Below are 24,163 nucleotides of genomic sequence, written 5' to 3'. Positions count from 1 at the left end.
GTTGCTTAAAAATGGATAGTTTTGATTTCAGGCATAAAAAAGATGAACATATCAGAAATGAGCATGGAAACACAGAAACAAACAAACCAGATTCTGTAAAGAATTCTATTGGAATGGAATTTGTGCTTATCCCTGTCGGGGATTTCTGGATGTATTCAAATACTCTCCATCATAAAGACCCGGTTCACAGGGTAACCATTTCAAAACCATTCTATCTTGGTAAGTATCAGGTGACGCAAGAACAGTGGGAAATTGTTATGGGGGAAAAACCATCCTGCTTTGAAGGAAATCACAGACCTGTAGAATGTGTTTCCTGGAATGATGTGCAGGAGTTCATTAAGAAACTGAATTCAAAGGAAACATCAGGAAAATATCGTCTTCCATCGGAATCTGAATGGGAATACGCTTGCAGAGCTGGCACAAACACACTTTATTCTTTCGGCGATTCTGATATAGATTTAAGTGAATATGCATGGTATTATAGCAATTCATATCATAAAACACATCCAGTAGGCCAGAAAAAACCCAATTCCTGGGGACTGCATGACATGCATGGCAATGTGTGGGAATGGTGCCTGGATGAAAATCAAAATACTCCGGAGCTATCCACAATTTACAAAGCTTCCTGGGTTATTGCGGGCATTTCCGGTCTGGCTTTACGTGGTGGAGGGTGGATCAACTATGCTGACAAATGCAGAGCATCTTCCCGCAGTAGCTACCATTCTGATTATGGATCCTACTCTGTAGGCTTTCGTCTTCTGATGTCATTATGACATGTTTCTTTACCTTTTAAGTATCTTAAATCAATACAAAATAATATGGGTAAAAATACTTCCAATATAAAATTTTATGACATTGATGGATATGTTTCGATGTTCCCGGAAAATGTGCAAAACAAACTGGAAGAGTTACGCATGGCAATCCGGGAAACTGCACCTGAAGCAGAAGAAACAATAAGTTACAAAATGCCAACATTCAGACTGAACGGTATCCTGGTTCATTTTGCTGCCTATAAAAATCACATTGGATTTTACCCAAATCCTTCCGGAATTGCTGCTTTCAAGGATGAACTTTCCGGATATAAACATGCTAAAGGTTCTATTCAGTTCCCAATTGATGAACCGCTTCCTATAGACTTAATAAAAAGGATTGTAGTTTTTAGAGTGAAGGAAAACAGGGGAGAAAAATAGTAGTAATAAACTCATCATAAATATCTAGTTTACAAAATAACTTTTTTTTGAATAAAAAAAGACTATAAAGGCGATACAGAGAGTTACATCAGTCAATATTTCAAAATTATTTAGACTAAAATAATTAATCGTCTCATTAATTGAGCCCCAGGAAAACCAAATTAGAAAAACATAAAAAGATGTTTTTTTCAAGTTAATTATTCCATGTGCTATGATTAGGGAAATCAACGCGTAAAAAAAGTAAATATAATATGTAAATTTCGTATTTGCCATTTTTCCTAAAATGTATAAATTTTGATTTGTAAAACCTAGTATTAGGTGTGATATTGCGCCTAAACCAACAAATATTCCAGAAATGACAACTCCCCTAGGTTTTGATTTATCTATACCAGGCATTATATAATTATTTTTAGATTTCATTATGAATCCTCATTGTCTCACAAACCTTATATCTAAAAAAGTTTATTTGTAAGTGAAATTATGTGGAAGTGAATTCAATAAAGAGAATAATATTATTGTTGCTATTTTTGCTGCTTACACCAGTTAATATTGCATATGCTGAACTCGATGCTGATTACAATGCCTACAAAGAAAAATGGGATCTGCTATACGAAGACAAAAGTGATTGGTTATGCTTTGATTATTCAATAGATTATTCAAGAAATCATCCCGGATGGGGGATGGTCATTCTTTCGCCATCACCGGCTTTCAGGTTTCAGCCTCATATGGCCAATTACAAGATAGAAGGAAATATGCTTTATATCCATGAGCCACAGGCAAATCTTACATATGAACTTGAGATCGTGAATGGATCACTGACTGTTCCTTTCTATGAGGATTTTCCCGATGATTTCTCAAGTCAATGGGCGCGGCCGACTTATTTCCATTTCATTCCGAATGAGTCAGGAGTTCTCAGGACGTATTATTCACTTCAGGATAATCGTAATGAGTTCTTCGACTATGAAAATGTGAGCACTAATGATATAGCTATAAACACTACAATAACAAAATTTGGTCAGAAAACTGAAATTAAGGTATGTGAAAATAGTAGCGTTGATCAAACAAGGAAAAATAATTCGATTATTGAAAATAATACACCAATTGAAACCGTTTTACTCAATAATAGTATTGATGGTGGAAAAAATATCAATTCTGAAAGCTTCGCAATGCGAATAATTCATTTTACAAAGTCTCTTCTTGGAATCTGAATGTTATAATTCTTGTTCTGGATTTATTCTTCTTTTTTTGTTAGTTAAGATTGTATGCCTTTATTTAATAGTGCGTTAAATTCAAGTATTAGAAACTAAGTAAAAGACTTCCGTATAATAGTAAACGCAACATTAACTCGTTTGCTGAAACTCAAATTAATCCGGAGTTATTATCATGAAACTGCCCACACAAGTAAAACATGCTTTGATAGAAGCAATGATAGCACAATACACTGAAGACTATCCCTCATGTAAGATAAGTCAGGAACCACTCAGGTTCCAGATTGCTGTGGGCAAAATTCTTGAGGATACAGAAGTTTTCGGGATTACAGAATCTGATATCAAAGAAACAGTAACATCAAATCCGGATTCTCTATTACTCACAGATGATTCTGAGGCTGTACAATTTATTCCTCCATTTACCAGAAAATGTGATTCTTACAACAAACTTCTTGATTATATGCAGGAAAGCACAAAAGCCAACAGGAAATTCACAGTTGAATACGACCCTTCAATCAGAGAATCCCTGATATACAACTTCTTTAGCGGTAAAATTGTGCTTATGGTACCCGAAGAAATGACAGGTCTTTCCCAGTTAAGATTTGCTCTCATGGCAGGAGGAAGCAAACTACGTGCCATCATTGATGACACAGGCGGATGGATCTACGTATTTCCAAAACATATCATGGAAGCCATGGAATGTGGCAAGATGCCTGCCAGGGATACAAATGTAAATATGGTGATCGCAAGTTATCTTGCAGATGTTTTTCCAGATGAGTAATAATATGATTACAAAAAATATGATAAAAACAAGAACATAAATTCTCATGTTCTTGTTTGTTTTTGCTTCTAATTCTTATTTTCAGATTCAAGATAATCAAAAACAATATCATTGAATCTGCTATATTGTTCGATGGAACAGACATGACCACAGTTTTCAATAATCTCAACCCGGGTATTTTTCATTTTATCACTGTATTTCAATGTATCTTTTAAGAACAGATGATCTTCGCTGCCGGAAACAAAAAGTATCCCGATTTTATCGTCAAGTTCATCCAGCCATCTTAGACTTGGTTTTGTCTGAGGAATGAGATCCACCCATCTGCAAAATTCATCATAACCCAGTTTTTCAGCTTCACTTACAAAAATACTCCTTGATCTGCGATGATTCTTCCGTGGAAGTATGATGTAAGCAAAGAACCTGTAGAGGATCATATAATTGATCCATCTTTTGAAAGTGATTGCCAGATAAAGCAGTAAGTTAGTTCTCAGGTTGAATTTTACAATTCCACCTCCCATAATAAGAGAATTGACCTTTTCAGGATAGAGAACAGCAAAACGCAGGCAAACAAGAGTACTAAAGGAAAAACCCAGAAAATTAGCCTTTTCAACTCCATGATATGTCAATGTATCGTTTATCAGCCTGCACACTTTATTGATGCTAAGATCAACGAACTGTGGCTGACTATGCATTTCAAGTACAAGCAGGTTGTAATAATCTGAAAAGAACTCAGTCTGTTTTTTCCATGTTCTGGCACTGCCACCGAATCCATGAACGAATACAAGCCACTCGGCAGAATCACTTTTGAAGTGAGTCTCTGAACTAAACATTTCAAACTTTTCTTCGCCTGCCATCGGTGATTCCTTTTTTAAAGGCAAAGTACCTCAGAAACCTGGGGAAATTCTTCCTGTTATGCTCCGGCATTTTCCGGAAAAGTTCAGCAGCCATATCCTCCCACTCCTTTGCCCGTTCAAAGCTCTTGCTGGCAAGTTCCTCGGCAGATTCCGGGTTTGCCAGATGGGTTGACTTTGCACCACCGGCTTTTACAACATCAATAATCGCCTGCGGATTATCAATCAAAGGACATGGACGCAGAGGATTATCTGAAAAAGGCTGTGCTTCCCTGAATGTGGTGAAGAACTTTGACCGCAGCGCATCTTCAAGTGAAACATCATAGATATTGGAATCCGAATAATGACAGAAAGCACACGGTTCGACATCACCTTTTGCATTTATATGTGCAAAACCAACCCCTGCACCTATGCATCCAAAACAAAGATGACCATTGTTCCAGAAATCAACTATCACATAGTCGTGTTTTTCACAATAGTCTCTGATCTTTTCATGTACATAAGCACGTTCTTTTGCTGTACACATAAATGAAGTATCAGCTGTGCTGCCAACAGGAATATACTGGAAAAGCCAGCCAAACCATGCTCCCTTCTCACGCATCAGGTCAAGGAACTCATCACTGGCAATTGTCTTATAGTTCTTTGAGTGATAGCAGGCTGAAAATGCAAAACCGATGTTTCTTTCTCTCAGGATATCCATAGCATTTATGGCTTTAGCATAAACACCTTCTCCTCTCCTGAAATCAGTCTGCACCTGCGTCCCTTCAATACTTATGAAAACATTCAGGTTTCCAAGTTCAGCCATTACATCAGCAAACTCTTCATTGATAAGGGTTGCATTGGTAAAAGCACCAAAAGTCATCTTATTGTGCTTTCTGCAAAGTTTGATGATGTCGTTTTTCCTGAGTAACGGTTCGCCGCCTGTCATCAGACAATCCATAATTCCAAGCTCTTCAGCCTGGTTAAGAATGTCATCGAACTTCTCATAGGAAATATTATGACCACTTTCGTAATCCTTTGACCAGCAGCCTTTACATTTCAGATTGCAGTCACTGGTAGGATCCACAAGGAGAACCCTTGGTATCGAACATTTGTGCTTGAATCCGTTGTACAACTCTTTCAGTGTGATGAAATCTCCCATTGTCAGATGACTTACAACACCTTTTGCTGTAAAAAATTGTTTACTCCTGTACACATAAGCCTTATGATGCGGGAAAGGAGGAATTTTTTCCCTCTTCCCATTGATCATCATGTATTTCAACAGAAGACCCCGCAAACTTACTTCTTAGTTACGGATACTTTCTGTGGAATAACCCCGTCAAACACAAACTCGCCTTCTGAGTTGGATGTCAGACTGTTTATTTCAAGTCCCGGAACAACGGTATAAATACGAGGGAAATATTCTTCCATTGTGTTCACACTATCTTCTTCCAGATATTTGTCTGATAGAGGCACAGGTCCAAGATAAAAGCTTTCAGGATCACCGTTCAACTGGTTGTTTGTAACACTGATCTTTCCTTTGCTGTAAATGTTAAGGGTATCCGGCAAAGGAATCGGAACATCATCTGCAACATCAGCATATAGATCACTCTTCAATTTTCCAATGTCAGCAGTGCTTGACCCTTCCATTGTTCCATCAGGAAGTACTTTTACCTGCAGGTCATCGAACCACCAGAATCCAGGTGCAAGTTCATTTAGAAGTGCCGTAGATTCCTCTGCAGTTAACGTGAACTGTTTTTGTTCATAGTCAGAGAACTCAAAATTATAATCGTTGATAGATTTCTTTTCAGCATTCTGTTTGTACTCTTCAAGTTCTTCACCGGTCATGCCTTCAAATTCTATCTGCATTCCGGTCTTTTCAAGAGCACTCTCATAATCCTCATGAGTGTATGTGACACCAAGGTCCTTGGGTCCAAACAATGAAAAACTACCATATACCCAGAAAATGCTACCTAATACCACCAGGCCAACAGCCAACAAGACAAATTTCATGTTTCCTTTATTGTTGCTAATTGTATCACCAGCCAACTACAAATATAATTTATTAAATATTATAATGATCGCACCATATATATAAACCAATATCCTAACCTGGTTCATAAATGTGGATAGTTAAAGATCATCAGGTCGGTGTCCTGTTCTTTCAAGCAAAGAGAAGATATTGAATAAAACAGCGACATTTATGTCATTGAACACAGGATGAATATATTCTTTGCTATCTAATGCTAAAGCTATAAAAAAAGAAATCATCACAACTCCTAAATAGAACTTTCTTTAAATGCATAGATGGAGGTTGAAGGTTTTGTTATCATCTACACTGATTCTTGTTCTTTGTCTTTTGGGATTTGCATTAATTCACAGTCTTCTTGCAAGCCTGCCGGTCAAGAAATTCATAAGGCGGTCGTTAGGATCAAAAGCAGACAGTCTGTACATGCCTGTCTATAATCTTATTGCCGTAATTACTCTGATTCCACTGGGATATGTGCTATATAATAATCCAGGTCCTTTCATATATATCGTGCCATCTCCATGGCGCTGGTTCATGGTGGCAGGTCAGGTAATTGCTTTGATAGTTGGTCCAAGAGCTTTAAGAGATGCACCACACCGGTTCAGGCTGAGAGCCCAATTATCAGCAGCAAATACTCCCGAAGCAGGTCATCTTGATATACATGGAATCTATCGCTGGATAAGAGATCCTTTCCTGCTTTCAGGTCTTGTCATCATGTGGTTAACACCCTTCATGACAACAAACCTGCTTATAATTTACATTCTGACCACTATCTATCTGGTAATGGGTTCCATACACTGGGAAAGCAGACTTATCGCCCAATTTGGTGATGAATACCGCGATTATCAGAAGAATGTCCACAGAATAATTCCAAGGCTCAAAGCATATTATGAAGAGTAGTTAATCTTAACTTTTTTTCCTCTTTGTTAAGAGTAAAAAATGTATAAGTGAGAACTTATCATGGTAATGCTACTGAAATTTCTTTCCAAAACATATATACAATTTAATTAACACATAAACAGGTGATTCAAAATGATGCACGAAGATCGCAGCAAAATGTCAGAAAAGACCTTGAACATGAAAAGAGCTATCGATTCCTTAAGAGAGGAACTTGAAGCTGTAGACTGGTACAATCAAAGAGCAGACGCATGCACTGACGAGAACCTTAAGAAAATCCTCATTCACAATGCCGATGAGGAAAAAGAACATGCAGCAATGCTTCTTGAATGGATCAGGCAGCATGATGATGCCTTTGCACATGAACTCAAAGATTACCTTTTCTCAGAAGAAGAAGACATCGCAAGCCTTGAAGAATAAGGCTTAATCTTTTTTATTATACAAGACTGTATCCTAATTTTGAAAGCTCCACAAGAGTAACTATCAGAGCAAAATTTCCTACTAATAAGGGAACTATCATTTTTTTAAATGGGAACTCCACGATTGCCAATGCAATTGCCAGTATATCACTTGGAAATGGTGTGAGTGAGTAAATGAATATCAAAACCACTATCAATTTATCTCCGACTTTTTCAATATAAGATACAAGCCAGTTGATTTTGTCCTCATATCGGTTTTTGATACATTGCTTGCTTTTTGAGCCAAGATAATAAAATAACATGTCACCAAGAGTTAGACCTATACTTGCAAGTAAAGCGACCATAAAAGTATTTACTCCACCCACAGCAATTGTAACCAGAGCTGCGTAGAATGTAGTTGAAGTAAAAGTTGAAACTCCTCCTACAAGAGCTATCAGGAAAACAAAGGCATAAATGTTATTTACCCCTACAAAATTTACAATCTCTTTAGGGGAATAATAATGCAGAAGAATTGACCATGAAATTATGAACAGCACAATGAATAAAACTGGCTTTACACTTCCATTTTTATTACTCAATGGACAAATTTCAGTTTCATCATTCTGTGAAACATCAGTACTATTTGTTTCCTGCATACTTCCTCTTGTTTGTGAGTTGGCATCTTGCTTAATTTACAAAACTCTGAATTACAAATGAAAATGATATTACTTATTAAACCCGGTTCATCCAGAAAAGGAAAAAAGCAGGAAAATGGAAGCAAAAGCCTCCATTAAAAATTAGATCTCATTTATTCCATAATGGTGCATATGCTGTCCGGAATAACATAGCACTGGCCTGTGCAGGTCAATATTAAGAGCTTCTTTGAGGACATCTTCAATTGTATTAACAAGTACGAATTCCAGTTCACCTTTTACATCCTCAGGTACGTCTTCAAGATCTCTTTCATTTTCATGAGGGAGAATGACCTTCTTTATACCTGCTCTGTGTGCTGCAAGCACCTTCTCTTTTATTCCACCAACAGGCAGAACAGCACCACTAAGAGTAACTTCACCTGTCATGGCAAGTTTTGAATCAACTGTTTTTCCTGTTATAAGGGATGTTAGTGCCGTAAGCAGCGTAACACCTGCCGATGGTCCGTCTTTTGGTGTGGCTCCCGATGGTACGTGGATATGGATATCACTTTCTGCAAAATCAAAGTTGTTTGAAGTGTTTGCAAGCCTTGACTTTACAAGACTCAGTGAAATTTGTGCTGATTCTTTCATCACGTCACCAAGCTGACCTGTTAGTGTGAGTTTACCCTTACCCGGCATGAAAGTGCCCTCTATGAACAGGATGTCTCCTCCTACAGGGGTCCATGCAAGTCCGGTAACAACGCCCGGTACATTTTCTTTGCGAGCTTCATCCAGACGTATAATTTCTTTACCAAGAATCTCTTTCAGCATATCAGGATGTACCATATATGGAAGTTCAGTCTCACCAGATACAATCTTTTCAGACGCGAATCTTGCAGTCCTTGCAAGCTGCTTTTTAAGGCCTCTAACTCCTGCTTCCCGTGTATAGCGGTCAATTATACCGTTCAGTGCCTCATCTTCTATCATTAGCATATTCTCATCCAGACCATGATCTTCCAGTATATCCGGAAGCAAATGGTCCTTTGCAATTTTGATTTTCTCATTCCTGGTATAACCTGATATTTCTATGATCTCCATCCTGTCAAGCAATGGAGCGGGAATTGTTGAAAGAGAGTTGGCTGTGGCTATGAACAATACCTCTGACAGATCATATGGAACTTCCAGATAGTGATCAGAGAATGTATTGTTCTGCTCCGGGTCTAGAACCTCCAGCAAGGCACTTGCAGGATCGCCGGAATATGAAGATGAAAGCTTGTCTATCTCATCCAGTATGAATACGGGATTCCTGGTTCCTGCCTTTTTGATACCCTGAATGATCCTTCCCGGCATGGCTCCGATATATGTCCTGCGGTGTCCGCGTATCTCAGCTTCATCCCTGACACCTCCAAGACTTACACGTACATATTCCCTGCCAAGAGCATCTGCAATACTTTTGCCCAGACTGGTCTTACCTGTACCAGGAGGGCCTGTGAACAGGATAATCGAACCCTGCTTCTCATGCTTTAGTTTCATTACAGCAAGATGCTGGATAATTCTCTCCTTTACTTTGTCAAGACCGTTGTGATTGGTCTCAAGGACCTTACGTGCTTCATTGATATCGATGTCCTTTTTCTCCTCTTTTGTCCATGGGAGATCAAGCAGAAGGTCCAGGTAATTCCTTATTATATTGGATTCAGGACTCTGGGGACCTGCAGATTCCAGTTTCCTAAGCTCTGAAGTAGCTTTCCTGTGAACCTCTTCAGGCATGTTAGCATTATCTATTCTTTCCTGGTAGCCACCTGCACCTGAAATAGGGTCATCGGCTTCGTTAAGCTCTTCTTTGATAACTTTGATTTGTTCACGCAACATGGCTTCACGATGTGACTTGTTCATTTTCTCGCCAACTTTCTTTGCAAGTTCCATCTGAAGCTGTATGTTCTCTTTCTGCTTTACCAGTAGGTAGAAGAATTTCAAATAACGTTCACGAATAGAAAGTGTTTCAAGAAGTGATTGTTTTTCTTCAATGTCCACTGGCAGATAAGGCATGACATATCCCATAATCTGGTCTATTGATTTCATCTCGTCAATAGGCTCTATGAAATGTTCAGAACGCTGGAAGTGTTTTCCTATATTTTTTATGGTGTGCTTTGTGTCATTAAGAATAAATGATCTCAGTTCCTCATCAAGGTCCTCTACATCAGGAAGGTCTTCGTATGTTGCATAGAACATCTCATCTTTCTGGTACAAAGAAGCGACTCTAACCCTGCTGGCTGATCTGGCAGATATCACATAACCTTCGTGGGCAGGGGTTACAGATTCAATCTCAAGAAGGTTTCCTACTCTGTAGAGATCATCTTCTGACATTTCAGTAAGCTTTGCTTCCTTTTTCATGGTCAGGCCTACTGCATATGTTTTTTCCTGTTCATCTTCCATCTTTAAGAGCAATATCTCTCCGGCATTTCTGTCAGCCAGGAATTTAGTGTGGCTTTCAGGATAGACTACTATCTCAGAGAGCCTGATTACTATACTCTCATTTTCTATGTTGTTTTCTTCTGTTGTCATTATAATAGTCTCGATTTCCAGCCTTTTTGACTGTGTATGTAGTTAGTTCGTCTTTACCTAATTAAAAATTCACAAAAAATCATTTTACCTTTTCCAGAATTCCCACAAGCATTTTTACCTCATCATCAGTTAATGAGTACATCATTTTTTCAGTTAGCTGAAATAAAGCTCTCTGTTCAGAGCGACATATTGTCTGTCCTTTTTCAGTAAGACAAATATGAAACACCCTGCCATCATCCGGAGATTTTTTTTTATAAACACATTCCATTCGAATGAATTTGTTGATCATCTCAGAAATTGTGGGTTTGGAATTGCTGGTAACTTCAGCCAGCTTGCTGAATGTTATTTCACCATAACTGTCGATTACTTTCAAATAGCCTATCTGTTTCAGGGTGATATCAGGTAATCCGCATCCACAAAGGATCTCAGATGAACACTCACTTTTAATTTTGAAAAGGTTTTCAAATATCAAAAATAAATGTTCTTTATTCTCCGTCATATATCGACCCAGATACTTAGTTAGGTTTTACCTAATTATATAGTTTTTGCTCTTTTATGCTATAATTCATTTAGCAATAAAGTGTCAGGAAAGATTTATACCATAGCAAATAAAACGTAGAACATGTTGTAAGAAGAATATCGCAATATACGGGGGAGTGAAAAATGCCTTACGATAAATTAAGTGAATTACCTGATGGTGTAAAGGATAATTTGCCAAAACATGCTCAGGAGATATATAAAGAAGCATTTAACAATGCATGGGACCAGTATAAAGATCCGGAAGACAGAAAAGGAGATGCGTCACGTGAAGAAGTTTCTCATCGTGTCGCATGGTCTGCTGTGAAACAAAAATATGAAAAGAACAGTAATGGGAACTGGGTAGAAAAATAAGTAAATTTATTTTTTTGATATGATTTCAGAATACAGTTTATCTTATAAGAGAGGAAGTAATCAATAGGATAAAATATATCTTAACAAAGTTATCGCCGGGAACACAAATGTCTGTCACTGAGAACATAACCTCTATCCTGAATGAACTTGAAAATACAAAGCTTATCTGTGTTACAAAAACCGTTAACCCTGAAAGAATAAATGAGGCCATCAGAGCCGGAGCTACCATAATAGGTGAAAACAGGGTCCAGGAATTCGAGGAAAAAGCTGATAGTCTCCTTCAATGTAAAAAACACATGATAGGCCATTTACAGACCAATAAGGTCAAGAAAGCCGTTGAATATTTTGATGTAATACAATCTGTAGATTCCTTAAAAGTGGCCCGGGAAATAGATAAACGAGCCAGAGATGCTGGTATAATCCAGGAAGTGTATATTCAGGTAAATATAGGCAATGAGCCACAGAAATACGGTTTCAAGCCTGATGTTATAAAAAAGGGAATTGATGAAATATCATCGCTCAAAAATATCCATGTTACAGGAATGATGTGCATTCCACCTTATGTGCCACCAGAACAGGCACGTCCATATTTTAAGGAAATGAAAGCACTTTTTCATGACCTGCTATTAGAAACCCAGAGAAATGATAACATCGATCTTAAGGAACTTTCCATGGGAATGTCCGGTGACTACAGGGTTGCCATTGAAGAAGGTGCCACTATCGTTCGTATTGGTTCGGCTATTTTTGGTAAGCGGAAGTATTGAACCGTAAAAACATCCACCATTCTTCTTTTCTAATTATTTTAGCAAACTTTTTATAGAGAGCTACTTTATTTTGTAAAAAACTTTTTGATAAGAGTTATTTTTTATAGATATTATTTTAAGGTTGGATAAAAGTATGCTGGAATTATTTAAAAATCCGAATCAGTTTTTCAGGAACAAAATGAATGAGCCGGAAGAGCTGAAAAAGCCATTTTATATTATCATAAGTCTCTGGCTTGCCAGATTGTTCATTCTCGCCATGATTTTTGTGCTGCTTATCCCTAATGATTTCTCAAAAGCAGCAACGTATTTACCTTCTATTCCTTCTGATATGTATGTGTTGTTTATTATTATTCTGCTAATAGTTTTAATTGTTTCTTTTATTGGTATTCTTTTTTTGTGGGTAAGCACTGCTGGTGTTTTTTATCTATTCTCTGCCATATTCCGTGGAAAAGGCAGCTTTAAAAGAGTACTTGAGTTCACATCATATGGTTTTATACCATACATCATAGATACCATTACAGGCCCACTATATTTTTGGATGATAATCCCTGAAGTTGATTTTTTCTCTATGATAGAAAACCTGGATCAAACCGGGAACACTGATGTTTTTGTAAATGAACTATTATATGCAAACCTGCCTTTAAATATAATAAGCACTCTTTTTTCGACATTGCTATTTATTCTGGCCTTAAATATCTGGATAAATGGAATGAAATATGGAAGAGACCTGTCAACAAAAAAGGCAATACTTACAGTTGGAATTCCTGCGACTTTCTATGTAATTTACAGAGTATTTATGTTCATGCTTTATTTTATCTGACATCCGCTTTTACAGCGTGAAAAACAAATCATAATCGATTAATTTTTATGATATGTTTTACAATCCAGTATTGTTTAGAATTTTACACAGTTAATACAAAAAAAGGTGGTTATTTTTGAAAATATTGATTATACTGGTAGTATTAGTGACAATTTTATCAATGTCCGGGTGCGTAGAAGAAGAACAAAGTACTGCCAGCAAGAATATTGAACTTGCAACTTCTCTTATGTCTTCCGGAGAGGAACTAATTGAAGATATGGATACAGATGCACCCACAGATGCACGAAACAGGCTTTATGCAGCTAAAGTCAGTTATGAAGAAGCACTTGAAATTCTGGAAAATATCAGCACAGAAGATGAAGAAGAACAGAAACTTGTTGACGTAAATACAATAATCTGTGATTATTATCTGGAAAGCATAGGAGCAGAAGAGGATCTTCTTGATTGTTATGATCATCTCTATAAAGCCCGTACTTACATTGCTATTGAAGAATATGATAATGCACATGATGAGATTGCAAAATTCGGAATTTCTCTTGAAAGTTCTGTTCCAAATCTTGAAAACGCCAAGGAACTTTCATCAGAGATAAAAATGGATGATGTCCCTCTTGAATTAAAACCAATTCTGGTACTTGACAGGGAATCTGTTTACACGAACCTGGATATTGTGTCAGAGCTTCAAACTCTGAAAAAAAGTCTTTCTTCACAGGTATATGGATGGGAGAATTATGACAAAGCTCTTGAATATTTTGAAGACGAGGAATGGGAAGAAGCTCAAGCCTGTTTTGAATATGCTGCATCCAACCTGACAGAAACAAAAGAAATACTTTCAGACCTTGAAGACTCAGAATACTCAGAACTTTCAATATCTGCAATTGAAAGCAGTACTGTCTATGATCCAAGTATAACTTTTGCAGAACACTGTGCAAAAGCATGTGAATACATGGCTGAAGAAAATTATGATAAGGCAGATGAAGAAATTGAGCTTGCTCTTGAAGCTTATGAATAAATAACAGTGAATGGTTCAATCTGAACCGTTTTTTCTTTTTCATATCTCTGTAATCAATGTAGCATCTTTTTCATAATAGTCATGAAGGTCTTTTCCCCATTTACGTCCTTCGGGACTCATACAAACAATCTGTTTATTGCTGAATTCATTATTATTGAATAGTAATCGTAACAAAAATCCGTTATCAGTTACTGTCAGAGAGCATACCCCTATACTTTTTGAATACGAGTGAATTCTGAGATTATCAAATGAAAGGAAATACTGGCACCTATCAGGCATTTCATTTACAAGTTTATCAGTAAGTTCTTTGCTATCAATAACAGAAATGTTGATATTATTATCCAGCAATTGTTGAAGCACCGGAATAGTTCCCGGATGCATGAAAGTAAAAACAAAATACACTTCTTTTGATCCGAGTGCTTCTGCAAGATATTCTGCATTCAGTTTTTGAGCATCAACATGGTCTGGTTCTATAAGAACAAAATCCTTAATTTCACGTATACGTTTTAGAAATTGTTCCGGGATACCATCTATATTATGGGTTGAAAAATAAGAATTACCTTTGTCCAGTGTTTCAAGTGTTTCAAGGAAAGGTTTTACTTCATCTGCCAGTAATTTACCAATTCTTGTGAGCTCATAGTTGCTTCCGTAATGTGAAACAATATTATTTTGTTCCATAATTCTTAATTGTGGAAGTAATGATGTCCTTTTTGTTTTTAAATGTTCAAGAAGAAAATTTATATCTTTTTTCCCACCCTGTAGCAATAAAAGGACCTTTTTTCTTTTCTCAGAAGCGAAGATGACATCTGTCAATGACTTATTCATGAAGGCTTATCTCCTGCTAAAAACATATAAACAAATTTCTACATTAGACATGATTAATAGGTTTTGCATCTTCCAAATAATAATCAAAAAGATCCTTGCTCCATCTATACGCTTCCGGACTACAGCAGTAAACCTGTTTGCTGCTGAATTCATTGTTATTGAAAAGTAACCGCAAGACAAAACAATCATCATTTATGGATAGAGAGGATATATTCAGCTCCTTTCTGTAAATAAAAAACTTGTTATTCTCATTATTTAAAGCATTTTTAAATTCATCTGAAAAATCATTTTGCATCTTATTGAACAAATCCTGGGTGATTATCATTGTGATATCTATGTTCTTTGCAGTATAGTGAGAAAGGATGTCAGGAAAAGTAGGATGCATAAAAGTGAAAACAAATTTCAATGACTTTGTTGTCTTTGCTTTTTCAAAGAATTCCTTGTTTATCTCATATGTGTTTACAAGACTGGGTTCTATTATCTTACAATTCCTTATTTCGCTGATCCGTTCAAAAAGATGATCAGGAATCGATTCTGTGTTGTGGGTACTCAAATAATGGCTGTGTTTGCTAAGTGTCTCAATAGTATCCAGAAATGGTTTCATTTCATCGACAACTATCTTACCAATAGTTGAAAGACCGTAAGAATCACCTGTTTGATAAATAAGTGAATGTTCTTCAAGAATTCTCATTTGAGGGAGCAATGCAGGTCTGTTTGTATCCAGGCTTTCTAAAAGATATGTCATTTCCTGAGGACCGTTTTTTAACATTAGAAGTACGTTTTTTCTTTTTTCTGAAGCAAATATGACATCTACTAGTTTTTTATTCGTCAAAACTTAACCCCCGGTAAAAAATATACATTCTATCTTTTAAATTGAAATTAAATTTAGTTGCTATTTAAATTTATAATTGCTTTTCTGAATATGTAGACATGATTATTCATAAGCTTTTACATTTGAACCTTCTCTGAATGTTGTTTTTGATATTTTATCATAAATTAATTAGTAAGTATCTTATTTAATAAAGTACTTTCATAATTCACAAAATAGTTTTTCTGGTCAGATACTAAGTTCTTCAATATGAATTTTATTTTCAGAAACAGAAATTGATGGCTCATTCCATGGGTGATAGTTGATAAGAAGGGAGGCAGAAGAATTATTATTAAGAGTACTTTCAAAGCGGCAGCCACATTCTTTATCAATAAAATAAGTTTTCAGAACAAGAATTGGAGGTTTGGGTTTTTTTAGAACCTCATGGGGTTCCAGAAAATAATCTTTTTTGTGTATAGAATTATTTTGCGGGTCAAAGATTTCTACTGTGATTTTATGACTTACAGTATCATTATTCTTTATTTCGTAAAATGGTGTGGGTCCTCCTACAATCAAAAATGGCAGTATCACATACAAAAATAGGAATGATAATAATATACCGCCTGCAATCTTATATTTAGTTTTCATATTTCACCCACTTTTGAAAATATATCAAACTTACAAATAAAGCAGAGATATATTTGAAGAAGAAATTATCATTATAGTATTTCTTTCTTTTTATTAGTATAATTTAAATTGCATTATTATATATTGTTGTTTAGTCTATTTCAATATCATAGATACTTAATAGGGAAATAACTTCAGGAATAGAGAACTTTGTCTTTTTGAAGGAATTATTATTAGGATCTATGGAGTAATCCTTTGCATTCCTAAAAGATGCATAACTAAGGTTTGTGTTCCTGAAAAGACTGTTTTTAAGATCTGAGCCTTCAAAATTTGTATTTTTAAGGTTAGTATTTACAAAATCACAATCATATATCTTACACTCGTTAAATTCTGTGTTATCCAGATCCATATCTGAGAATATACAATATGAAAGATAGCAATTCTCAAATCCAATATTCAGTATAAAATCATTGCATTTTGAAAAATCCAGACCTACAATTTTACAATTCCTAAATTTTACCTCTTGAAGCCGCGTGTTATTTAGGTCAACATTTAATAATTTGCAGTTGTCAAAATTGCAATCGATGAATTTAGTGTTCCTAAATGAACTTTCTGCAAGATCGATATCTTTGAAATCGTTTTCTTCAAATTCTTCGTTCTGATATTCCATAGCTTATTAGAGAAAACGATAATCTATAAAGAATCTTCTAAAATGAAATAAAGGAAATTAATTAATCCTTCATAAACTTTAATGTAGGATCAGATAAAAGAATTCATTAACAATCCAGTGATAAATGATATAAGATTACAAACAAATGATAAAGCAAAAGCCCTTTTAGCGGTAACTTTCAGAACATAATAATAGATCACACCTTCAGCCAAAATAACTGATGTTTCACCGGCTACAACAAGAATATTGTATGAAGTAATGAATTGAGGTAGTAAGAACCATAGATACGGTAGTGTTGAAAATGAAGCAATGATTCCTGCAAATAAAACAAGAGAATTACTGATATCATCAATTTTGAAGTAATTTCTTATTAGCAAGAAAAGAATTGATGTCTCTATCAACAGTGTCAGGAAAAACGATACAAGGAATCTATATTCATATAACATTTACTTTTGTTTCATTTTAATCAGAATCTTTTCAGCAATCATTTCCAAATAGCTTTCTGAAGAAACACAGTATTGTGTCTTTAAGATTTAATTCGCCCTCAGATGAATTGACATCTGACGTTTCATTAATTTTACTAGCTTCCTTTGATTCCATACTACCATTTACTAAACTTTCAGTTTCTGTTTTCACTTTTGACTCATTGAACACTACTCTCATATCCGGTATTGAAGGTTTACCGTATGTTTCCTCTCTGTCAATGACTGATCCGTAGAAAGAAACTTTTCTTTCTGCATAGAGTATCAAAGCTGTATCATTAAAGCCTGCCACAGAATAGTATATTTCTTCCTTTGTCAATGGATTTGCAACAACAGTATGACCCCAATCTACATTAAAATCAAAGTTGTAGGGTAATATGTTGGGATCAGACTCGAAATCGATATTCTCGAGTCCTTTATTTTCAAAATAATCTTTTTCAATAGCATAGACCGTAAGTTTGTTGGCTTTATAGAATTGTGTCAGGCATTCACTGGAATTAATTATATATGGATTTTCGCATTGTATGACCGGACCGGTGATGTAACCTACAAAAACAACATCATGATAATCACCGAGATTTGATATGCTTACACATCTATCGTAAACTTTCATTCCCGGTGGTAAGATGTCGCCATTAGCAGGCATTATCAAGATTAATAAAACTGTAATTAAGACTAAAAGACTACTTAGTATCTTCATTTTGTTTCCTTCGTCTCCTCTTATTAAAAAGAAAACATACAATAAATATTTTATTATGTGTATTATTTTTTAGGGTGTTGCGTAGAAATAAAAGATTTGATCTATGGAATACTTAAATATTACCTGCCCAAAATAATAGTGTTGATAAATGCGGAGTGTATATATGAAATGGAAATTTGTTATTGGGCTACTTTTATTATCGCTAGTTCTATTCGGAATCCACACAGCATCTGCAAGACCAAATTACATGGCAGCATTCGTTGAACAATATGATTTAACTGACACACGACTTGCAACCTGTGATACATGTCACGTAAATCCAAATGGAGGAGGCATACGTGACAGTTACGGGATCAGTTATTCAGAAAATGGTAAAGATTTTCTTGCCATAGAAGAACTTGATTCTGATGGTGATGGTTTCACAAATATCGAAGAGATAAATGCACTGACATTTCCAGGACATTCAGATGATTATCCTGAAGTGACAGAAATTACTGAAAGAGAAACAGAAACAGAGGATCATGAAAATGAAATCAACACAACTGTGACCACTGAAGATGCAATACAAACCGGCAGCGACTCAGATGTTGAAAATACAACAACAGACGTGCAATCTCCCGGATTTGGTATAGTGCTTGCTGTTTTGGGATTTCTGGCAGCTTTGTATGTAAAAAGGTAAAACATGAACAAGGGGAAAAAACCTGTTATCAGAGTTTCAAAAGACGGTCCTTTTATTGTAAAAGATCTCAAAATACTCAGAAACTCAAAAGGTGTTTTCATAGAAACAACCCCATCCATGGCTCTATGCAGATGTGGTGATTCTGAGAAAAAACCTTTTTGCGATGGAGCTCACCTGCATAACGGCTTTTCAGAGAAGAAAGAAGGCGGCAAACATCCTGACAAAAATGAATCATTTGCCGGAAAAGAGATAACGATCCATGACAACAGGGCTGTTTGCTCACATATAGGGCATTGCATTCTGAAACTCCCGGAGGTTTTCAGAAAAGGTAAAAAACCATGGGTAGACCCGGATGCAGCTGATTCTGAAGAGATTGCAAAGACTATCAGAACCTGTCCATCAGGAGCTTTGAGTTACACAATGAACAAAGTTCTTCACAAGGATTATCCTCACGAACCTGAAATATTCATGGTTAAGAATGGTCCCTATCATGCAATAGGTGGCGTCGAGCTTGAAGATAAGCAAGGTTTTAAACCGGAAACTATGGACCATTATGCTCTCTGCAGATGTGGGAAATCAAAAAATAAACCATTTTGTGACGGAACGCACATTGATACGGAATTTAAGGACAGGGTCAATTAACTCTTTTATATTTCCATTAAGCCTGTCATTCTAATGTAGATTAGATTTAGAAAAATACCTTCATTTTTGAGACCACATTGTCTGCAATGATATGCATTTCAATAGAAAGAACTATTCCTGAAACCCCTGCTATAAGCAGACTGGAGGGTATTGACTTAAAATCAATTCCTGCCATCAGAAAAAATGCAGCAACTATTACTGCAAGGTTAAGTACGATAGACAGAGGGCCGAAAATTGGATGGTGTGATAGTCCACGGTGCTTGAATATTTCTTTATATGGCCACCAGAGTATTTTGAGGATACCCCATCTCCTATAGGGTTTGCTGCTGATGTCAAGATCAGGACTCAGGAACAATGTGGCAAAAATATAGGCTGCTGAAAAAGCAACTATTGTGTAATTATTCAGATAAATACTGGAAGGATCCATACCTTCTTTGATTATTAAGTAAAAACCAACTAGTACTGCTGTCAGCACTGCTGCGTTTATAGCATTATGTGTTTTTCCATCAGGCATACGTTTCATCCCCTGAGATAATACTCAGAAAAGACTATGACCGGATAATATATAATCTTCTTCTATTTATATTAAAATTCAGGAGGTAAAATGTTGAGGCTTATAGAGAAGGTGATTAAAACAGCACTAATTCTGGCAATTATCACAATTATAATTTCAGTTTCTGCCTGTCTGGATACAAATACAGAACTGGAGAATAACGTTGAAAACACGGAAGTTACTGTAGAAAGTATTTCAAATGTAACATGGGAATGGACTGGTACAATTGAAGAAGATGCAAAAACACCGCTTGTTGTTCCCGACCCTAAGAAATATACGATCAGATTCATGGAAGACGGGACCTATTATATTGTTGCTGACTGCAACACGGGAAGCGGAACCTATATCCTGCAAGACAGTAGCATTAACTTAAATCCAGGACCAGTGACACTTATGGAATGCGGAGAGGATTCTATTGGCAATAAGTATCTTGCATATCTTGGAAATGTTGATTCAGTGGTGCTTGAAGGAGAGCAGTTGAAACTGTATCTGAAAGGCAATGATGATAGAATGCTTTTCTCACTCCAGTACTGATCATTTAATGAATACACAAAATATAATGCCTTTAATTGCCATTCTAGCATCAAATGAATGAAGAAAAATTCAATGATCTTAAAATCTGGTTTCACAACTATGTCAGATCCTTTTATAATGATGATAATTTTATCCGGCAGAATGTGATACTAAAAGAAGATCACAGCATCAGAGTATGTGAAAATGCTAGCCTTATAGCTGCTTCTGAAAATGTTGATGCTGAAGATTATTTTCTTGCAATGTCAATTGCACTTCTTCATGATGTGGGGCGTTTCGAGCAGATCAGCAAGTACAGGACATTTAAAGATAGTGAATCAGTGAACCATGCTGTTCTGGGTGTGAAAGTACTGAAGTCTGAAAAAGTTCTTACCAGCCTTCCGATAACTGAAAAACGAATTATCCTTTTTTCAATCGTTAATCACAACAGGTTCAGAATTACAGGAACTCCTGATAAAAGAACTCTTTTCCATGCAAAACTCATAAGAGATGCAGATAAGCTTGACATCTACAAGGTTCTGTTGGATCACCACCGTAAAAGGAATGAAGAACCAAATCCTGCTCTTGATATGGGCCTACCGGATAATCCTAATTACTCTCCGGAAATTGTACAGGAGATAATGGAAAACAAGGTTGCAAGTATCGGTCATGTCAGGACGTGCAATGATATGAACCTCACCCGTATGGCCTGGCTTTTCGATATGAATTTCAGAGAAACTTTCAATCTTGTAAAAGAACGTGGTTTCATTGATAAATTGGTAGCAACATTGCCCCAAAATGATGAGATCAACTCTCTTAAGTCTCATTTGAATGAATATATGGATTCGAAACTAAAGGACAAAAAACCTTTATCAAGCAGAGTTACCTGTAAAAAGAGTTTTACAGGTCTTTGTAAAGGAAATTATAGATAAATATCATTTTAGATATACTGAAATAGTATACAGACAAAACAATTATCATCTTAAGCAATAAAAAAAGGTGACCTGATATACAGAGACATGACAGTATTCTGGCAGTTTTTCTAATTACTATTCTTTTGTTTGTGTTTTCTTCCGGATGCATCTATAATGAAACACAGGATGTATCAGAAAACAGGGATACAGGCATGCATTCGAGTATTGATGAAACACTTGATTCTGAATTGTCTGGTTTATCATCAGATTCAAATTCTGTAAACTACACACAAACACTCAAAACAACCCAGGTCCTGGAAATCGATAATGGTTACTCAATTAAAATTCTGGAAATAAACAAACAAAGTGAAAACATACGTGTATCCTTCAGGAAAGATGGAAATGAATATAACACCAGGATCTTGGTTTTAAACAAAAAATACAATGTAAAAGATACAAATGGAGAAAATGTAATCTACAGCATTAGTGTTGCTAAAATAGCTGACAACAGTTTTACAGTGGATATTAGCTACACAATATATCCCGCAATATTCCTTGAAACCGGAAAATATGAAGGGAAAAATAATGAAATAGATGTCAGAATAAACAGTGATAACATCAACCGTATCTATCGCTGGGAATATGACAACACAGAGTTCTCAGTTGAATACAAATATGATACTGAATCTTATGATCTGTATTCACAAAGGATCCGTAACAGGGATTTTAGCCATTTTGTAAATGACCCTTACGATGATGATCTTATATCCATGATCACAGAACAGATTACAGGACTTGCTGAAGAAAAAGGTTACAGCAGGGAAGAAATCCCCTATATTGTAATGGCTTTTGTGCAATCCCTTCCTTATGTAAGCGACAGTGTTTCTGCAGGTTATGATGAATACCCTCGTTTTCCCTTTGAAACTCTTTATCATGGAGGCGGTGATTGCGAGGATTCATCCATTCTTCTGGCATCACTGCTCTATGATATGGGTTATGGAGTTGCACTTGTTGAATTCCCGGGACATATGGGTATTGGTGTAAAAGGTGCAGAAGCACTTGAAGGCAGCTATTATAATTATTCAGGTGTTCGATACTATTATCTTGAGACCACAAATACTGGCTGGGAAGTGGGTGTGGTACCTAATGAATATATCAACCTTGAAGCCACGGTTCAGCCTCTACCCAAACCATATCCGCAACTTATGGTAATATTCAGTGGAAATGCAAGAGGTAACGGATATGTAACCTATGCAGACCTTGAAATAGCAGTAACTAATGTTGGCTCGGCAACTGCTGAGGATGTGGTTATTTATACAACTATTGAAAGTAAAACGGAGAATATGATATGGGATGAACTCAGAACAGATACGGATTCTGATCTGGACGTGGACGAAACTGTGGTCTACACAGTAACAGGGCTCAGTGTTCCTGAAGGAGAATCTTACCGGGTAGGAATATGGGCCTTGGGAGCAAACGCAGAAACAGAATATGTTTATAGTGACTGGGCCGTAGCCTGAAGTAAAAAATAAAAGGTTTTTTTGTTATTGATCAGATTACATAGGCTTTCAGGGATGGAAAACCATTAAAGGCAACTGAACTGTAACTTTGTGTGTAAGCTCCTGCTGTGAATATGAAAAGTCGTTCATTCTCTTTTAGACCCATGGGCAGAGTGTATTTGTAACGTTCATAGAGAATATCCATACTGTCGCATGTAGGACCGGCCAGAATTACTTCTTCTTCAAACCCCTTGCTTTCTGAATATATTGGATATTTTATGGATTCATCAAGTGTCTCTATGAGTCCGCCAAATTTTCCTATGTCAAGATATACCCATTTGTACTGATTCAATTTTGCCTTTTTTGAGATCATTATGACTTCTGTTACAATAACACCTGCATCTGCCGTTAATGAACGTCCAGGTTCTATTATGATTTCCGGATGATTATCTCCAAAGTCTTCTTTTATGAAGCGCAGTATCTCATGTGCATAGGTTTCAAGTTCATTAGCAGGTGACACATATTTAGCAGGAAAACCTCCACCGAGATTTATCATTTTAAGTTCAATGCCCTGAAGTCCCACGGCTTCAAACAGATATTTGCATTTTGAAAGGGCATTGTCCCATTGCCCTATATCCCGTTGTTGTGAACCTACGTGGAAAGAAAGACCATATGGATCAAGTCCCAGTTCTTTTGCCTGGAGTATAAGCTCATAGATCATATCCGGATGTGCTCCGAATTTACGGGACAGTGGCCAGTCTGCACCATCACTTTCTGTGAGCAGGCGGAAAAATACCTTTGAATCTGGAGCATTTCGTGCAATCTTTAGCAGATCACTCTCAGAATCGGTCGCAAAAAGGCGTATACCATTTTGATATGCATAGGCAATATCTTTTTCTTTTTTGATTGTATTGCCGTAGCTGATTCTTTCAGGACTCACACCAAGTCTCAAAAGCTGGCCTATCTCATAGACAGTTGCAGCATCAAAATTAGAACCTTTATCTCTAAGGGCTGAAATAATCTCATCTAAAGGATTTGCTTTTACTGCATAATATATTTTAACATATGGCATGTTTCTGACCAATTCATCATACATTTCTTCTACCTTAGACAGATCTATAATAAGAAATGGGGTTTCTTTATCCTTTGAAAAGTCTTTTATTATCTTAAAATCATCTTCTGAGATAAAATCACTTAAATGGAATTTATATTGCGCTTTTCTCATACCTACTCCTTTTAGATT

The 24,163-nt window shown here is 36.3% G+C and carries 29 protein-coding genes; 15 read left to right on the top strand and 14 right to left on the bottom strand.

Going from position 1 to position 24,163, the window contains the following annotated elements; translation table 11 throughout:
• Positions 1-11 precede the first annotated feature (11 nt).
• The 4 genes from J2746_RS03410 (at position 12) to J2746_RS03395 (ending at position 3,179) form a co-directional block, all read left to right on the top strand.
• Positions 12-773, top strand: a complete 762-nt coding sequence (locus tag J2746_RS03410; RefSeq protein ID WP_209616271.1) for a formylglycine-generating enzyme family protein — start codon at positions 12-14, stop codon at positions 771-773.
• 45 nt (positions 774-818) lie between these two features.
• Entirely contained in the window at positions 819-1,190 is a 372-nt protein-coding gene (locus J2746_RS03405) for an iron chaperone (protein WP_209616268.1), read from the top strand.
• 482 nt (positions 1,191-1,672) lie between these two features.
• Positions 1,673-2,398 carry a hypothetical protein gene (locus tag J2746_RS03400; protein WP_209616266.1) on the top strand — a complete coding sequence of 242 codons (726 nt, stop codon included), beginning with the start codon at positions 1,673-1,675 and terminating at the stop codon, positions 2,396-2,398.
• Between the two features lie 175 nt (positions 2,399-2,573).
• Positions 2,574-3,179, top strand: a complete 606-nt coding sequence (locus J2746_RS03395) for a hypothetical protein (protein ID WP_209616263.1) — start codon at positions 2,574-2,576, stop codon at positions 3,177-3,179.
• A 68-nt stretch (positions 3,180-3,247) separates the two neighbouring features.
• Here J2746_RS03395 and J2746_RS03390 read toward each other — a convergent pair whose 3' ends face one another.
• The 3 genes from J2746_RS03390 to J2746_RS03380 are packed head-to-tail and all read right to left on the bottom strand — an operon-like array spanning position 3,248 to position 5,992.
• Complete coding sequence (locus J2746_RS03390) at positions 3,248-4,033, bottom strand: alpha/beta fold hydrolase (RefSeq protein WP_209616260.1); 786 nt, start codon at positions 4,031-4,033, stop codon at positions 3,248-3,250.
• Positions 4,011-5,282: a radical SAM/SPASM domain-containing protein gene (locus J2746_RS03385; RefSeq protein ID WP_245249974.1), complete on the bottom strand. Its 1,272-nt coding sequence runs from the start codon at positions 5,280-5,282 to the stop codon at positions 4,011-4,013. The genes J2746_RS03390 and J2746_RS03385 overlap by 23 nt, the downstream gene beginning before the upstream one ends.
• A gap of 26 nt (positions 5,283-5,308) precedes the next feature.
• The gene (locus J2746_RS03380) at positions 5,309-5,992 is read right to left on the bottom strand and encodes a hypothetical protein (RefSeq protein ID WP_342451769.1); all 684 of its coding nucleotides are present in this window, start codon (positions 5,990-5,992) and stop codon (positions 5,309-5,311) included.
• Positions 5,993-6,332: 340 nt separating this feature from the next.
• Between J2746_RS03380 and J2746_RS03375 the strand changes: the two genes are divergently transcribed.
• On the top strand, positions 6,333-6,938 hold the full coding sequence (locus J2746_RS03375) for a methyltransferase family protein (protein WP_245249961.1): 606 nt from the start codon (positions 6,333-6,335) through the stop codon (positions 6,936-6,938).
• Positions 6,939-7,070: 132 nt separating this feature from the next.
• Positions 7,071-7,355 (top strand): ferritin family protein, encoded by a 285-nt coding sequence (locus tag J2746_RS03370; protein ID WP_209616255.1) that lies wholly within the window; start codon positions 7,071-7,073, stop codon positions 7,353-7,355.
• 16 nt (positions 7,356-7,371) lie between these two features.
• Here J2746_RS03370 and J2746_RS03365 read toward each other — a convergent pair whose 3' ends face one another.
• The 3 genes from J2746_RS03365 to J2746_RS03355 all read right to left on the bottom strand — a co-directional run bounded on the left by J2746_RS03365 (position 7,372) and on the right by J2746_RS03355 (position 11,026).
• A complete protein-coding gene (locus J2746_RS03365; protein WP_209616252.1) occupies positions 7,372-7,989 on the bottom strand; it encodes a VTT domain-containing protein in 618 nt (205 codons plus the stop codon).
• Between the two features lie 141 nt (positions 7,990-8,130).
• Positions 8,131-10,527: an endopeptidase La gene (gene lon / locus J2746_RS03360; protein ID WP_209616249.1), complete on the bottom strand. Its 2,397-nt coding sequence runs from the start codon at positions 10,525-10,527 to the stop codon at positions 8,131-8,133.
• Positions 10,528-10,606: 79 nt separating this feature from the next.
• A complete protein-coding gene (locus tag J2746_RS03355) occupies positions 10,607-11,026 on the bottom strand; it encodes a MarR family winged helix-turn-helix transcriptional regulator (protein ID WP_209616245.1) in 420 nt (139 codons plus the stop codon).
• 164 nt (positions 11,027-11,190) lie between these two features.
• On the opposite strand from J2746_RS03355, the gene J2746_RS03350 reads away from it, so the two are divergent.
• The 4 genes from J2746_RS03350 (at position 11,191) to J2746_RS03335 (ending at position 14,011) form a co-directional block, all read left to right on the top strand.
• Positions 11,191-11,418 (top strand): ChaB family protein, encoded by a 228-nt coding sequence (locus tag J2746_RS03350; protein ID WP_091710625.1) that lies wholly within the window; start codon positions 11,191-11,193, stop codon positions 11,416-11,418.
• Between the two features lie 107 nt (positions 11,419-11,525).
• Complete coding sequence (locus J2746_RS03345) at positions 11,526-12,182, top strand: YggS family pyridoxal phosphate-dependent enzyme (protein WP_209616242.1); 657 nt, start codon at positions 11,526-11,528, stop codon at positions 12,180-12,182.
• A 133-nt stretch (positions 12,183-12,315) separates the two neighbouring features.
• Entirely contained in the window at positions 12,316-13,002 is a 687-nt protein-coding gene (locus tag J2746_RS03340; RefSeq protein WP_280921211.1) for a YIP1 family protein, read from the top strand.
• A 115-nt stretch (positions 13,003-13,117) separates the two neighbouring features.
• Positions 13,118-14,011: a hypothetical protein gene (locus tag J2746_RS03335; RefSeq protein ID WP_209616238.1), complete on the top strand. Its 894-nt coding sequence runs from the start codon at positions 13,118-13,120 to the stop codon at positions 14,009-14,011.
• A 39-nt stretch (positions 14,012-14,050) separates the two neighbouring features.
• On the opposite strand, the gene J2746_RS03330 is transcribed toward J2746_RS03335, so the two are convergent.
• From J2746_RS03330 to J2746_RS03305, 6 genes are all read right to left on the bottom strand, one after another.
• Positions 14,051-14,836 (bottom strand): helix-turn-helix transcriptional regulator, encoded by a 786-nt coding sequence (locus tag J2746_RS03330; protein WP_209616235.1) that lies wholly within the window; start codon positions 14,834-14,836, stop codon positions 14,051-14,053.
• A 43-nt stretch (positions 14,837-14,879) separates the two neighbouring features.
• Complete coding sequence (locus tag J2746_RS03325; RefSeq protein WP_245249960.1) at positions 14,880-15,668, bottom strand: helix-turn-helix transcriptional regulator; 789 nt, start codon at positions 15,666-15,668, stop codon at positions 14,880-14,882.
• 225 nt (positions 15,669-15,893) lie between these two features.
• Complete coding sequence (locus tag J2746_RS03320; RefSeq protein WP_209616219.1) at positions 15,894-16,292, bottom strand: hypothetical protein; 399 nt, start codon at positions 16,290-16,292, stop codon at positions 15,894-15,896.
• A 130-nt stretch (positions 16,293-16,422) separates the two neighbouring features.
• Positions 16,423-16,941 carry a pentapeptide repeat-containing protein gene (locus J2746_RS03315; RefSeq protein WP_209616217.1) on the bottom strand — a complete coding sequence of 173 codons (519 nt, stop codon included), beginning with the start codon at positions 16,939-16,941 and terminating at the stop codon, positions 16,423-16,425.
• An 89-nt stretch (positions 16,942-17,030) separates the two neighbouring features.
• The gene (locus tag J2746_RS03310) at positions 17,031-17,387 is read right to left on the bottom strand and encodes a hypothetical protein (protein WP_209616214.1); all 357 of its coding nucleotides are present in this window, start codon (positions 17,385-17,387) and stop codon (positions 17,031-17,033) included.
• Positions 17,388-17,418: 31 nt separating this feature from the next.
• On the bottom strand, positions 17,419-18,075 hold the full coding sequence (locus J2746_RS03305; protein ID WP_209616211.1) for a hypothetical protein: 657 nt from the start codon (positions 18,073-18,075) through the stop codon (positions 17,419-17,421).
• 211 nt (positions 18,076-18,286) lie between these two features.
• Between J2746_RS03305 and J2746_RS03300 the strand changes: the two genes are divergently transcribed.
• Together J2746_RS03300 and J2746_RS03295 are read left to right on the top strand one after the other, a co-directional pair.
• Positions 18,287-18,802 carry a PGF-CTERM sorting domain-containing protein gene (locus J2746_RS03300; protein WP_209616208.1) on the top strand — a complete coding sequence of 172 codons (516 nt, stop codon included), beginning with the start codon at positions 18,287-18,289 and terminating at the stop codon, positions 18,800-18,802.
• Between the two features lie 3 nt (positions 18,803-18,805).
• Complete coding sequence (locus J2746_RS03295; RefSeq protein ID WP_209616205.1) at positions 18,806-19,444, top strand: CDGSH iron-sulfur domain-containing protein; 639 nt, start codon at positions 18,806-18,808, stop codon at positions 19,442-19,444.
• Between the two features lie 46 nt (positions 19,445-19,490).
• On the opposite strand, the gene J2746_RS03290 is transcribed toward J2746_RS03295, so the two are convergent.
• Positions 19,491-19,958, bottom strand: coding sequence for a metal-binding protein (locus J2746_RS03290; RefSeq protein ID WP_209616201.1), 468 nt, complete (start codon positions 19,956-19,958; stop codon positions 19,491-19,493).
• Between the two features lie 90 nt (positions 19,959-20,048).
• Here J2746_RS03290 and J2746_RS03285 point away from each other — a divergent pair, with 90 nt between their 5' ends.
• The 3 genes from J2746_RS03285 (at position 20,049) to J2746_RS03275 (ending at position 22,941) form a co-directional block, all read left to right on the top strand.
• The gene (locus J2746_RS03285; RefSeq protein ID WP_209616198.1) at positions 20,049-20,531 is read left to right on the top strand and encodes an META domain-containing protein; all 483 of its coding nucleotides are present in this window, start codon (positions 20,049-20,051) and stop codon (positions 20,529-20,531) included.
• A 53-nt stretch (positions 20,532-20,584) separates the two neighbouring features.
• A complete protein-coding gene (locus J2746_RS03280; RefSeq protein ID WP_209616196.1) occupies positions 20,585-21,439 on the top strand; it encodes an HD domain-containing protein in 855 nt (284 codons plus the stop codon).
• A gap of 131 nt (positions 21,440-21,570) precedes the next feature.
• Positions 21,571-22,941, top strand: coding sequence for a hypothetical protein (locus J2746_RS03275; protein WP_425342641.1), 1,371 nt, complete (start codon positions 21,571-21,573; stop codon positions 22,939-22,941).
• Between the two features lie 31 nt (positions 22,942-22,972).
• Here J2746_RS03275 and J2746_RS03270 read toward each other — a convergent pair whose 3' ends face one another.
• On the bottom strand, positions 22,973-24,145 hold the full coding sequence (locus J2746_RS03270; protein WP_209616192.1) for a type III PLP-dependent enzyme: 1,173 nt from the start codon (positions 24,143-24,145) through the stop codon (positions 22,973-22,975).
• Between the last annotated feature and the right edge of the window lie 18 nt (positions 24,146-24,163).

This window comes from Methanolobus bombayensis (genome assembly GCF_017873415.1).
GTDB lineage: Archaea > Halobacteriota > Methanosarcinia > Methanosarcinales > Methanosarcinaceae > Methanolobus > Methanolobus bombayensis.
This window is presented reverse-complemented; position numbering and strand designations above follow the sequence as displayed.